This window comes from Chromohalobacter israelensis DSM 3043 (assembly GCF_000055785.1).
Classification (GTDB): domain Bacteria; phylum Pseudomonadota; class Gammaproteobacteria; order Pseudomonadales; family Halomonadaceae; genus Chromohalobacter; species Chromohalobacter israelensis.
This window is the reverse complement of the sequence record NC_007963.1, coordinates 2438879-2451945: the sequence shown is the minus strand read 5'-3', so window position 1 is coordinate 2451945 and position 13067 is coordinate 2438879. Positions and strand designations below refer to the sequence as shown.

The following is a 13067-nucleotide window of genomic DNA, read 5'->3' as shown; positions in this document are numbered from 1 at the left end:
GGTCAAGCAAGGGCGGTCAAGAATCTCCGGCCACGATCCGGCGCTCACGACGACTCGCCGCGCTCCAGGCCATCGATCAGGCGATCGAGATCGGCTTCGTCCATGGCGGGCTCGCCCGCGATGCGGTGGGACTCATCGGCCCAGGCGCCGAGATCGAGCAGGCGGCAACGCTTCGAGCAGAAGGGCCGGTAGGGGTTTTCGGTCGTCCACGCGACCTTGGTGCGGCACTGTGGGCAGGCGACCTCGAGGGGGCGGTCTTGGGGTGTATCCGTCATGCTAGGGCGAATCCTCCTGATCCGGGACATCCAAAGGTTGCCGGTAACGGGCATCGAGCCGGGCGACCTGCGCCTTGAGCGATGCCAGGTCACCATCATTTTCGATCACGTCGTCGGCCCGTGCCAATCGCGCCTGGCGTGGCATCTGGGCGGCGAGGATAGCATGCGCCTGCGATTCGCTCACGGTATCCCGGGCTCGCACGCGCGCAACCTGCACCTTTTCCGGCACATCGATGACCAGGCAGCGGTCGACCAGCGAGGCCTGGTCCGTCTCGAAAAGCAACGGCGACACCAGCAGGCCGTAAGGGGCATCGCCGTGGCGCATCGTGTCGAGCGTGTCGCATAGCCGTTGACGAATGCGCGGGTGGGTGACGCTTTCCAGCCAGCGTCGCTCCTCATCATCGGCGAAGACGATGTCACGCAGGACGCGGCGCTGCAAGTGGCCGCGGTCATCGACAAGCGAGGGGCCATAGCGCGCGACGATCTCCGCGAGCGCCGGCTCGCCGGGGGCGACGACATCGCGGGCGACGTGATCCGCGTCGACCCAGGGAATACCGTGTTCGGCGAACATGGCGGCGACGGTGGACTTGCCCGAGGCGATGCCGCCGGTCACCCCGATGATGCGTACGGGTGTGGTCATGTCGAGTGCCTCATAGACCGGTCAAGGCGCGCAGCGGTGCGCCGAAGAGGACCGCCACCCAGCCGGCGAGGGCGAGGAAGGGGCCGAAGGGCAGCGGCATGCCGCGTAGCCGGGGGTGCGTGAGTTGCAATAGCCCACCGATGACGGCTCCCAGGCCGGCGGAAAGGATCAGCAGAATCGGCAGCATCGTCCAGCCGAACCAGGCCCCCAGCGCCGCCAGCAGCTTGAAGTCGCCGTACCCCATGCCCTCCTTGCCGGTGATCCACTTGAAGAGCCAGTAGAACCCCCAGAGCAGCAGATAGCCGGCGAGCGCGCCGATGACGGCGTTGCTCAGCCAATAGGGCTGAAAGACGAGCTGGTAGATAAGCCCCGCCCAGAGCAGGGGGAGCGTGATGATATCGGGCAGCAGCTGCGTGCGCAGGTCGATGACGGCGACCACCAGCAGCGTCAGGCACAGCCCGCCCCAGGCGAGGGCGGACCAGGTCGCGCCATGCACCATCACCACGCTGAACAGCAACAGCCCAGCGGCCAGCTCGACCAGAGGATATTGTGCGCTGATCCGCCCCTGGCAATGCGCACAGCGACCGCGTCGCTTGAGCCAGCCGATCAAGGGCAGATTGTCGTGCCAGGCGATCGGCGCTCGGCAACGCGGACATTGCGAGCGTGGCGTGCACAGGTTGTAGGCCGGCACGTCCTCCGTCTCGAGGGCCAGCGATTCGCGCGCCTCCTGACGCCATTGCTGCATCAGCATGACCGGCAGGCGCACGATGACGACATTGAGAAAGCTGCCCAGCAGCGTACCCACGACGAAAGCCATCACGGCCAGCCAGGGCAGGGGGATATCGGCCAACAACTTGCAACTCCTACGCTATGTCTGAAAATGCCTGCCTTCGGGATGGACAGGCAGAAGTGGGCGCGAACGGGCCGGTGTCACGCCGGCGCGGGCGAGCGCGACGCGTGCGGCCGGCTCAAATGGCCGAGCCCATTTCGAAGATCGGCAGATACATCGAGACGACGAGGCCGCCGACCAGTACGCCCAGCACCACGATGATGAAGGGTTCGAGCAGCGATGTCAGCGCGTCGACCTTGGTATCGACGTCTTCCTCGTAGAAATCCGCCACCTTGTTGAGCATGGCGTCCAGCGCACCGGATTCTTCGCCCACGCCAATCATCTGCACCGCCAGGTTGGGGAAGCGCCCGGTGGCACGCATGGCGAAGTTGAGCTGCTGGCCGCTGGCGACATGCTCGCGGACCTCGCCGATGGCGCGTTGGTAGACCCGATTGCCGGTGGAGCCGGCTGCGGTGTTGAGCGATTCGACCAGTGGCACCCCGGCGCTGAAGGTCGTCGCCAGGGTGCGCGAAAAGCGCGCCACCGACGATTTGTCCAGAATGTCGCCGATGACCGGCAGGCGCAGCATGAGCGCATCGGCACGGTAGGCGAAGCCCGGCGAGCGACGGATGCCGAGACGGACCAGCAGCAAGGCAGCGATGAAGGCGCCGAGCAGGTGCGGCCAGTACGCCTGGACCCACTGCGACAGCGCAATGGTCAACTGCGTGAAGGCGGGCAAGTCGGCGCCGAAGCCGCGAAACAGGCTCTCGAACTGAGGTACGACCTTGACCAGCAGCAAGGCGGTGACCCCCATGCCCACCAGGACCACGGCGGCGGGGTAATAGAGGGCCTTGCGCACGCGCGCGCGCAGGGAGTCGATCTTTTCCTTGTAGCTCGCCACCCGCTCCAGCATGCGATCCAGCGATCCCGACTGCTCGCCGGCCTCGACCATGTTGACGAACATGCGATCGAAATGCTGCGGATGCTGGGCCAGCGCCTCGGAGAAGCTGGCCCCCGCCGAGACTTCGTTCATCAAGGTCTCGATGAGGTGGTGCATGGCGGGGCGCTTGAGACTCTCCGACACCACGCTGAAGGCTTGCAGCAGCGGGATGCCGGCACGGATCATCGTCGCCATCTGCCGTGCGAACAGGGTGATGTCCTGGGGGCGTATGCGGCCGATGCCGAAGGGGCTGCGCACGCGCTGGATGCGCTTGACCAGAATGTTCTGGCGGCCGAGCTCCTGGCGCACCGTCATTTCATCTGCCGCCACCAGCTCGCCCTGGATGGTCTCGCCACGGGAATTCTTGCCCTTCCATCGCCAGCGATGCAGGACGACGCGCCGTGGCGCCTTGCTACGTGTCGCTACCGCCATGTCGTTCCCCTCTTGTCACTTGCCCTGAGCTTTCATTCCAGCACCACGCGGTTGATTTCCTCGAGGCTGGTGATGCCGGCGAGCACCTTGCTCAGTCCGCTGCGTCTTAAATCGGGGTGGCCTTCTTGACGGGCCAGTTCCCCCAGTTCCAGAGAATTGCCGTCGGCCATGATCAACTTGCTCATGGCCTCGCTGACGGGCAGTACCTCGTAGATTCCCACGCGTCCCTTGTACCCGTGGGTACACTGGGCGCAGCCCGCGGCACGATAGCAGGTCGTCGATTCGATGTCGGTGGACGTGAAGCCGGCCTCGATGAAGAGCTCCCGGGGCAGCTCGACGGGCGTCTTGCAGTGCGGGCAGAGTTGTCGCACGAGCCGCTGGGCGACGATCAGGCTCACCGAACTGGCGATGTTGTAGGCCGCCACCCCCATGTTGCGCAGGCGCGTCAGCGTTTCCGCCGCCGAATTCGTATGCAGCGTCGAGAGCACCAGGTGTCCGGTTTGCGCGGCCTTGACGGCGATTTCGGCGGTCTCCAGGTCGCGCACCTCGCCGACCATGACCACGTCGGGGTCCTGGCGCAGGAAGGCGCGCAAGGCATTGGCGAAATCCAGCCCGATCTTCGGCTGAACGCTGACCTGGTTGATGCCGTCGAGCTTGAGTTCGACGGGATCCTCGGCGGTGGAAATGTTGCGCGCGTCGGTGTTGAGGATATTGAGCCCAGTGTACAAGGTCACGGTCTTGCCGCTGCCGGTGGGGCCGGTGGCGAGAATCATGCCCTGGGGCTGTGCCAGGGCGTGCTCGAACATCGCGCGCTGCGCCTCGCTGAACCCCAGTGCATCGATCCCCAGGCGCGTGGCGCCGGCATCCAGCAGACGCAGCACGATCTTCTCGCCATGGACCGTGGGCAAGGTGCTGACGCGGAAATCGATGGTTCGCGATGCCGACAGCCGCAGCTTGATCGCGCCGTCCTGAGGCAGGCGGCGTTCGGAGATGTCCAGGCGCGACATGACCTTGAGGCGTGCCGACAGACGCGCACGCAGGTTGAATGGTGGGCGTGCGACCTCGACCAGGATGCCATCGATGCGAAAACGAATGCGAAAGGTCGACTCGTACGGCTCGAAGTGAATGTCCGAGGCGCCGCGACGGGCCGCATCGATCATCATCTTGTGCACGAAGCGCACCACCGGCGCATCGTCGTCCTCGGTACCGAGCCCATCCTCGAGAGGCTCGACATCGTCGAGATCCAGCGTCTCGAGCGCTTCGCTGGCATCGCCAAGGGCCTCGAGCATGCCGTGCGTCTCGCGCTGGGCAAGGTGGCTGTCGATGGCGGGTTGCAACTGATCGGCGGCGACCAGGACCCCCTCGGCGGAAAGGCCGGTACTGAACTGCAGTTCGTCCAGTTTCGCCAGGGTCGCGGGGTAGGGAACCGCCACGCTGATATGCCGCTCGCTGCGCGCCAGGGGCAGTATGCCCAGACGACGTATCATCGCATCGGGCAGGCCCTCACCGGTGGGGAGCCGGCCGAGGTCGACGGCCTCGAGATCGACGAACGGCAGACCGTACTCCCAGGCCGCAACCTGGGTCGCCGCGCGGGCAGGGACCCACTGGCGCTCGATGACATACTCGAGCATCGACTGGTGGCTTTCGCGTACGGCCTCCAGGGCGCTGCGCGCCTGCTGTTCCTCGAGCAGACCTTCCTGCACCAGGCGCGCGGCGAGCCCTTTCAGCGGTGATGCCTCCGTATCGGAGGTGGATGATGAAGACAATGGCATAGGCGTTGCGACACCCAGGGCAGTGACCAAACGGGGCGGCGTCACCGCCCGCTACTCGTCGCATCCTACCCCATGCATGGGCGCTTGGTGACCCTTGGTATGAGATATCTCGTCAATTAGCGCTTATAGATGAGATCGGCGTGGCGGGGCGAACCTTTAGGTAGCGCCACCTTGCCAGCATGAGAAGTGTAATTTAACGTAACGGTCTGGATGGCCGTCTCGGTGCGCCTCGGCATCTTGCCGGCGCCTCGCGGGTGCGCGCGCGACGCGTTATCATCCCTCCGCGCCGGGCCCGCCTAGAAGGTGGACAGCAGGGTATTCAACCAGGGGTTACAGGAGAAGTTCATGGAACGTCAACAACGTGGTTTCACGCTGATCGAACTGATGATCGTCGTCGCGATCATCGGCATTCTCGCCGCCATCGCCATACCGCAGTATCAGAACTATGTGGCGCGCTCGGAAGTCAGCGCTGCGCTCGCGACCCTCAAATCGCTGCAGACGCCGGCCGAACTGGCGATTCAGGAGGGTAGAACGATAAGCGATGACGATTTGTCCGAATTGGGGCTGTCCAGCGACTCAGTACAAAATGGAACGATCGGGCTTAGTGACTTTGATGGCGAGGATGACTCTACGCCGAGTATCGTTTTCACGTTTGATGATGAAGGGAACTTCTCAAACGAAACTTTGACGCTTGAGCGTCAAGACGATGGAGGCTGGGAGTGCTCAGCATCGCAGGGTATTGACGACGATGTCGTGCCCGATAGCTGTGTGGCTAACTCTAATTAAAGGATGGCTGAGAAGTTTCCTAGTAAGCCAAAGGCCGGCATCCGCCGGCCTTTTAGTGTCTCGCTTTCGGGTTGTCTCTGAGGCTCTTCGTTCTTCTTCCTTCCTTCTTCTCTCTCGAGCCTTCCCGCTTCAGTACAACGCTTTCCCTTCGTCGACGACTTCCTTCAGCACTTCCAGAAACAGCCGGTCGGCTTCCGAGTGCTCGCTGGGGTCCTCGGGGATATGCACGCTGGTGTTGTCCGAGATTTCGTTGGCGATGGTGGCCCACATCTGGCGGCTGTCGCCTTCCTCGGTGTAGTGCTCGCGGGCGATGGCGAGGGACTGCTCGAGAATCGCCGGATCCTGCAGCAGCTTCTTGATGAATTCGCGTAGCTCGTTGATGATCCGGACTTTCTGCATTTCGGACGCGGAACTCATGGGGCTCTCTCCGTATGGCTCATGCGGGCTCGCGTGCCGTGCGTTCACGGTATCGCGAGTCGGTCGCGGGACGATGTCGCGGACGATAGCACATCGTGGCGGAAGACGGCACCGGCCGTGCCGTCGGCTGAAAAGCGTGCGGGGAGGATGATGCGCGTGGGTGGAGAAAGTGCCCGCCGCCCCTTATAGTGTCGCTCCGTTTGTCGTCTCGCGCGGGCGCGAGGCATGGAGCGTGTAACACGCGACGAGAGGCCGAGGAGTAACGGGATGGCGGTGATTCATCCGCGTATCATGCGCAGTCTGGCGGTCAGTGCGCCGGTGGTCAGGATCCTGGCGGTTCTGCTGCTGGTGCTGGCCGTGCTCATGGTGGTGCCGTTGATCGTGCTGACCCTGGAAGGCGATCCCGATCGCATGGCGTTCCTGCTGTCGATCGCCGTCGTCGCCGGGGCCGCTTTGACCATGTTGCTGATCACGCGGGGCGTGGAGATCCTGCTGCGGCCCCGTCAGATGTTCATTCTGACCACCCTGAGCTGGGTGCTGGTGAGTGCCTGTGCCAGTTTGCCGCTGATACTGGGGGCGCCGCAGCTTTCCTTCACCGATGCCGTCTTCGAGTCCATCTCGGCGATCACCACCACCGGTTCGACGGTGCTGGTGGGCATCGATGACCTCTCCGATGGCTTGAAGCTATGGCGTGGCCTCATGCAGTGGCTGGGTGGCATCGGCATCATCGTGATGGCGATCGCCATCCTGCCGTTTCTCAAGGTAGGCGGCATGCGCCTGTTCCAGACCGAGTCGTCGGACTGGTCGGACAAGGTGCTGCCGCGTGCCGGGGGCATTGCCAAGGCCAGCGGTGCGATCTACCTGGGGGGCACGCTGCTGGCGATGCTGACATACTGGCTGGCGGGCATGACGCCACTGGATGCCGTGGTGCACGCCATGAGTTCCATGGCCACCGGCGGGTTCGCCAACTCCGATGCCTCGTTCGGGGTGTATCAGGATCGTCCGCTGATCCTGTGGCTGGCGTCGTTCTTCATGCTATGCGGCGCCTTGCCGTTCGTGCTGTTCATCCGTGCGTTACGCGATACGCCTCAGGTGCTGTGGCAGGACCAGCAGGTCCGTGGCCTGCTGAGTCTGCTGCTCGTGGTGATACTTGGGTTGACGCTGTATCGCGTCGTCGGGGGTGTGGCGTTTTTCGAGGCGCTGACCCAGGTCGCGTTCAACGTGATCTCGGTGGTCACCACCACGGGCTACGCCTCCGACGACTATACCCAGTGGGGACCGCTGATCGTCGCCGCGTTCTTTTACCTGACCTTCGTCGGTGGCTGCAGTGGTTCGACCAGCGGCGGCATGAAGATCTTTCGCTTTCAGATCGGCGCCATCATGCTGTTCACGCAACTGCGCCACCTGGTGCATGCCCAGGGCGTGTTCGCGCAGCGCTATAACGGCAATCCGTTGAGTGACGAGGTCGTGCGCGGCGTCATTGCATTTTCGTTCTTCTTCTTTTTGACCATCGCGGGACTGGCGCTGGGGTTGGCGCTGCTGGGGCTGGATCTGGTTACGGCGCTGTCGGGGGCGGCCACTGCCGTGGCCAACGTCGGCCCCGGGCTGGGGCCGATCATCGGGCCGGCGGGGAACTTCGCGCCGTTGCCCGATGCGGCCAAGTGGCTGCTCAGCCTGGGCATGCTGATGGGACGTCTGGAGATCCTGACCGTGCTGGTGCTGTTGACGCCCACCTTCTGGCGGAAGTGACGCCTCAGGCCTCTTCCTCGACATGCCCGGCGCGATTGAGGATGGGGTTGGCGTATTGGCGTAACCACCAGTACCTCAGATGCTCGGGCACCGATGCCAGCCGCGTTTCGAAACGCTGGCGGTCGGCATCGGTGACCTCGCTGAGGTCGACCAGTTCCGGTGCCAGGCCGCTGGCTTCCAGCGCCAGCTGATGGCTGGGGAACATGTGGTAGTTCGCCAGTACCTGGCGGTCGATTTCCTGGGTCACGGCTTCGGGTGTGTCGAAGTCGCGGCTCAAGGGCGTGCCGAACGTCAGGCGGATGCGTCCCTTGTGTCCCGTGATGCCGGCGACGATGGACTGAATGTCCTCGAACTCGACCTTCTCGTAACTCCCTTCCGTATGTCGAGCGTGGAGCTCGCGTGCCTTCTGCAGGTCGCAGGGATCGTATTCGTAGCTGATGGAGACCGGCACCAGGCGCAGCTCGGCCACCGCGGCGCCGATGTCGGCCTCGCCATCGTCCATGCGCTGTGCCATGCCCAGCATCTTGACGATGGCGGTATCGGCGCGGTCGATCCCGTCCTTGGCGCGTCCTTCGCGCTCGGCGATCCAGATCGAGTGATTGTCGACGGTGATCGAGTGCCGGATATAGCGCGACAGGGTCTGATACGCCTGCAGCATCGCGCGCTTGCCCTTGGCGGAGCGGGGAACGATGAAGCTCTTGTTGAGGCGCATGAGATCGTTGACGAACGGCTTTTGCAGCAGGTTGTCGCCGATGGCGATGCGTACCGTGTTGCGTCCTTTCTGGTACAGCGCGTAGTTGACGAAGGCCGGATCGAGCGCGATGTCGCGATGATTGCCGATGAAGAGGTAGGCCTTGTCGGCATCGAGGTGCTCGAGCCCCTCGATCTCGAAGCCATCCGTGGTGGTGGCGATCATGCGGGCCATGTAGCGTGCGATGCGCTGCTGGAAGGCCGCGACACTCTCGATGTTGCGCATTTCGCGCTGCAGACCCAGGCGTGCCAAGAAGCGTGCCACGGGGGGGGCGTGGCGCGCCAGGCGAGGCAGGCGGAAATGCGTGATCGCGTCGAGCAGCTCGTCGCAATGGGCGAGGCGATCGAGAACGCTGGCGACCTCGTCGTCGTGATAGGGACGGATGGCGTCGAAGTCGTGCGGGGCGGAATGCGGAGTCGATGCGTGCGTCATGATGTCGGCGCTGCCGGGTCGGCTTCACCGCCCAGCCAGTCGATGAGTTGTTCGATGAATCCAGAAAGTACGTGGGCCATGAGGGCGAAGTCCGTTTCCAGGCGCAGTATGGGGTCGTCATCGTCCTCGTTTTGCGACGCTTCGTCGAGCACGGCGTCGGCGAAGCGTAACGACTTGAGCGTCAGATCATCATGCAAGACCAGCGACAGCTGGTCTTCGATGTCCAGCGCCAGACGGCTGGCCTGGCGGCCGCCGGCCAGCACGCTTTGCACTTCGTCGCCGTCGAGGTCGATGCCACGTGCACGCCAGACACCGTCGTCACCGGCATCCTTGAGTTCGACCTGATCGCCCAGGCGCAGTCCTTCGGGGCGTGACGTCATGTCTTCCAGCCAGGTGGTCATGGTGCGCGATGGCAACTGGCGCACCGTGAGCGGCGTCACCTGGAGCGACCCCAGCGACTGCCGCAGCAGGTCGAGGGCCTCCTCGGCACGCGTGCGGCTGGCGCAGTTGATGGCGATGAGCCCGCGGGCGGTGTCCCACCACAGGTCGATGCGCTGACTGCGGGTGAAGGCGCGGGGCAGGAGCTCCTCGACGACCTGCTCCTTGATCGCCTGGCGGTCGCGACGCGGCAAGGGGCGGCCTTCGGCAGCCTCGCGCTCGGCGGCACGCTCCTCGACTTCCTCGCGAATCACCGATGCGGGCAGCAGGCGCTCCTGACGCAGGGCGGAGAGGAGGCGATGGCCTTGGATCTCATGCACGCGTTGCTGCCCGTGACGTCCCGCAGGGCACTGCCAGCCGAGGCGTTTGCCCTCGCTGGGCGACACCGGGCGAAAGGCGAATGCCTCCAGTGCCGTTTCGAGTGCATCGAGCGCGACCGGCGTCGTGTCGTGCAGACGATAGAGATGCAAGTGCTTGAACCACATGGGCCTGTTCCATCACAAAGGGGCTCATTATGGCGAAACGCCGCGGCCCGTGCCACCTCCCCGGGCGGGATGCGTTCGCCGATCAGGCGTCGAGCGTCGAAAACGGCATGACGGCGTTCACTGAAAAAGCGGGGCGACGTTGCAGCGCCGGGGCATGAATGCGTGGTCCAAGCCTGCCGCAATGGCATGTGAAATGGTATGATGGCTCGATTCGGGCCCCCCGTGAGGTGGGGTCCGCCATCGAAGCTCAATGATTGCTGTGACGGCCATTGGCGTCGAGCGCTGAAGAGTGGCTTGCAGGGGCCTCGTGCCCGATGCGGCAACACTGTTCGTTTCATTCAGTGCCATGACCGATGGTATGGCGCGGTGCAAAGGATTGAACGACCCATGGGTGAGATCGCCAGAGAAATTCTGCCAGTCAATATCGAGGACGAACTCAAGCAGTCGTATCTCGATTACGCCATGAGCGTGATCATCGGCCGTGCGCTGCCGGATGTACGCGATGGCCTCAAGCCTGTGCACCGGCGCGTGTTGTTCGCCATGCACGAACTCGGTAACGACTGGAACAAAGCCTACAAGAAATCGGCCCGTGTCGTGGGTGACGTGATCGGTAAGTATCACCCGCATGGTGATAGCGCCGTCTACGACACCATCGTGCGCATGGCGCAGGAGTTTTCCATGCGCTATGTCCTGGTCGACGGCCAGGGCAACTTCGGTTCCATCGACGGTGACAGCGCGGCGGCCATGCGTTACACCGAGGTGCGCATGTCGCGGCTCGCTCATGAGCTGCTGGCCGACCTGGAAAAGGATACCGTCGACTGGGTCGACAACTACGACGGTACCGAACGCATTCCCGAGGTGTTGCCGACCAAGGTCCCCAACCTGCTGGTCAACGGGGCCTCGGGCATCGCCGTGGGCATGGCGACCAATATCCCGCCGCACAACATGCGCGAGATCATCGATGGCTGTCTGGCGCTGATCGACGACTACACGCTCAGCATCGACGATCTGATGGCCTACATTCCCGGCCCCGATTTCCCCACCGGGGGAATCATCAACGGGCGCGCCGGGATTCTCGAGGCATATCGCACCGGGCGCGGGCGCATCTACGTGCGGGCTCGCCACACCATCGAGCATGACGAAAAGACCGGTCGCGATCACATCATCGTCACCGAGCTGCCGTATCAGGTGAACAAGGCACGCTTGATCGAGAAGATCGCCGAGCTGGTAAAGGACAAGCGCATCGAAGGCATCGCCGAGCTGCGCGACGAGTCCGACAAGGAAGGCCTGCGCGTGGTGATCGAGGTCAAGCGCGGCGAGTCCGGCGATGTCGTCGTCAACAACCTGTTCGCGCACACCCAGTTGCAGACCGTGTTCGGCATCAACATGGTGGCGCTGGATAACGGTCAGCCGAAGATTCTCAATCTCAAGGAGATTCTCGAGGCCTTCGTCCGTCACCGCCGCGAGGTGGTGACGCGGCGCACCCTGTTCGAGCTCAAGAAGGCGCGCGATCGCGGCCATATCCTCGAGGGTCTGGCGGTGGCGATCTCCAACATCGATGAGGTGATCGAGCTGATCAAGGCCTCGCCCTCGGCGGCGGAAGCCAAGGAAAAGCTCGTGGCGCGCGCCTGGCGGCCGGGGCAGGTCACCGACATGCTCGAGCGTGCCGGTGCCACCTCGTGCAAGCCCGAGGATCTCGAAGAAGGATACGGCCTCGCCGAAGGCCAGAACGAATATCGCCTGTCGCCGGCCCAGGCCCAGGCCATCCTGGAACTGCGCCTGCACCGGTTGACCGGGCTCGAGACCGAGAAGCTGCTCGATGAGTATCTCTCGATTCTCAAGCGCATCGCCGAACTCAATGAAATTCTGGCCTCCCCGGAGCGACTGCTGGACGTCATCCGCGAGGAGCTCCAGGCCATTCGCGATCAGTACGGCGATGAACGCAAGACCGAGATTCAGGCCAGCCATCTGGACCTGACCATCGAGGACCTGATCAACGAAGAAGACATGGTGGTCACCATTTCGCGCAGCGGCTATGCCAAGACGCAGCCGCTGTCCGACTACCAGGCGCAGCGGCGCGGCGGCCGCGGCAAGTCGGCGACCACCATGAAGGACGAGGACATCATCGAGCACCTGCTGGTGGCCTCGACCCACGACACCGTGCTGCTGTTCTCCAATCGTGGCAAGGTCTACTGGCTCAAGGTCTACGAGATGCCCAACGCCAGTCGCGGTTCGCGCGGCAAGCCGTTGATCAACCTGCTGCCGCTGGACGAGGGCGAGGCCATCAACGCCATCCTGCCGGTGCGCGAGTACCGCGAGGACAGTTACATCTTCTTCGCCACCGCCAAGGGGACCGTCAAGCGGACCTCGCTGGAGCAGTTCTCGCGGCCGCGCAGCGTGGGGCTCATCGCCATCGATCTCGAGGAGGACGACCGCCTGGTCGGTGCGGCGATCACGTCCGGCAACGACCACGCCATGCTGTTGTCCTCCAATGGCAAGGCGATTCGTTTCGAGGAAGGCAACGTGCGCGCCATGGGACGCACCGCGCGCGGCGTTCGCGGCATGCGCCTGCAAGGCGGCGCCGAGGTCATCAGCTTGATCATTCCGCAGTCGTTGACCATCGACGCGGAGACCGACGATGACGCGGAAGAGCGCCCGGTCGAGACGGTCGGCGAGGATCAGGTCTACATCCTCACCGCGTCCGAGAACGGTTACGGCAAGCGCACGCGCCTCGACGAGTTCCCGCTGCGCGGACGCGGCGGCCAAGGGGTGATCGCCATGCAGACCTCGCAGCGCAATGGTGCCCTGGTGGCGGCGATCCAGGTGCGCGACAGCGACGAGATGATGCTGATCACCGACAAGGGCACGCTGGTGCGTACTCGGGTCGGCGAGGTCTCGGTTTCCTCGCGCAACACCCAAGGGGTCACCCTGATCCGTACCGGGGAAGGCGAGCACCTGGTCGCCACGGTACGCGTCGATGAACCCGATGCCGTGGAGGACGATGCCCTCGACGCCGAAGCCCTCGATTCAGAAGAAGGGGCGGCAACCGCAGAGGCGACGCCAACGCCGGATGACGGTGCACCGAGCGACGAGGCGCCGCAAGACGATTGAGGCTCAATGC

General features: G+C 64.0%; 11 protein-coding genes. 3 read left to right on the top strand and 8 right to left on the bottom strand.

What is annotated here, in order from left to right:
• Nucleotides 1-44: 44 nt before the first annotated feature.
• The 5 genes from yacG to pilB form a co-directional block, all read right to left on the bottom strand.
• Nucleotides 45-275: a DNA gyrase inhibitor YacG gene (gene yacG / locus CSAL_RS11095; RefSeq protein ID WP_011507475.1), complete on the bottom strand. Its 231-nt coding sequence runs from the start codon at nt 273-275 to the stop codon at nt 45-47.
• A gap of 1 nt (nt 276) precedes the next feature.
• On the bottom strand, nt 277-915 hold the full coding sequence (coaE, locus tag CSAL_RS11090; protein WP_011507474.1) for a dephospho-CoA kinase: 639 nt from the start codon (nt 913-915) through the stop codon (nt 277-279).
• 10 nt (nt 916-925) lie between these two features.
• Entirely contained in the window at nt 926-1768 is an 843-nt protein-coding gene (locus tag CSAL_RS11085) for a prepilin peptidase (protein WP_011507473.1), read from the bottom strand.
• A gap of 115 nt (nt 1769-1883) precedes the next feature.
• The gene (locus CSAL_RS11080) at nt 1884-3116 is read right to left on the bottom strand and encodes a type II secretion system F family protein (RefSeq protein ID WP_011507472.1); all 1233 of its coding nucleotides are present in this window, start codon (nt 3114-3116) and stop codon (nt 1884-1886) included.
• Nucleotides 3117-3148: 32 nt separating this feature from the next.
• Nucleotides 3149-4888, bottom strand: coding sequence for a type IV-A pilus assembly ATPase PilB (pilB, locus tag CSAL_RS11075; protein WP_011507471.1), 1740 nt, complete (start codon nt 4886-4888; stop codon nt 3149-3151).
• A gap of 345 nt (nt 4889-5233) precedes the next feature.
• On the opposite strand from pilB, the gene CSAL_RS11070 reads away from it, so the two are divergent.
• The gene (locus CSAL_RS11070; RefSeq protein ID WP_011507470.1) at nt 5234-5674 is read left to right on the top strand and encodes a pilin; all 441 of its coding nucleotides are present in this window, start codon (nt 5234-5236) and stop codon (nt 5672-5674) included.
• Nucleotides 5675-5803: 129 nt separating this feature from the next.
• Here CSAL_RS11070 and CSAL_RS11065 read toward each other — a convergent pair whose 3' ends face one another.
• A complete protein-coding gene (locus CSAL_RS11065) occupies nt 5804-6091 on the bottom strand; it encodes a hypothetical protein (RefSeq protein WP_011507469.1) in 288 nt (95 codons plus the stop codon).
• Nucleotides 6092-6358: 267 nt separating this feature from the next.
• Between CSAL_RS11065 and CSAL_RS11060 the strand changes: the two genes are divergently transcribed.
• A complete protein-coding gene (locus tag CSAL_RS11060; protein WP_011507468.1) occupies nt 6359-7840 on the top strand; it encodes a TrkH family potassium uptake protein in 1482 nt (493 codons plus the stop codon).
• Nucleotides 7841-7844: 4 nt separating this feature from the next.
• Here the strand turns inward: CSAL_RS11060 and CSAL_RS11055 are convergent, their stop codons facing one another.
• Together CSAL_RS11055 and CSAL_RS11050 are read right to left on the bottom strand one after the other, a co-directional pair.
• On the bottom strand, nt 7845-9023 hold the full coding sequence (locus CSAL_RS11055) for a 1-acyl-sn-glycerol-3-phosphate acyltransferase (protein WP_011507467.1): 1179 nt from the start codon (nt 9021-9023) through the stop codon (nt 7845-7847).
• Complete coding sequence (locus CSAL_RS11050; protein WP_011507466.1) at nt 9020-9946, bottom strand: recombination-associated protein RdgC; 927 nt, start codon at nt 9944-9946, stop codon at nt 9020-9022. Before CSAL_RS11050 ends, CSAL_RS11055 begins: the two co-directional genes overlap by 4 nt.
• Nucleotides 9947-10333: 387 nt before the next feature.
• On the opposite strand from CSAL_RS11050, the gene gyrA reads away from it, so the two are divergent.
• On the top strand, nt 10334-13057 hold the full coding sequence (gene gyrA, locus CSAL_RS11045) for a DNA gyrase subunit A (protein WP_011507465.1): 2724 nt from the start codon (nt 10334-10336) through the stop codon (nt 13055-13057).
• Nucleotides 13058-13067: the final 10 nt, after the last annotated feature.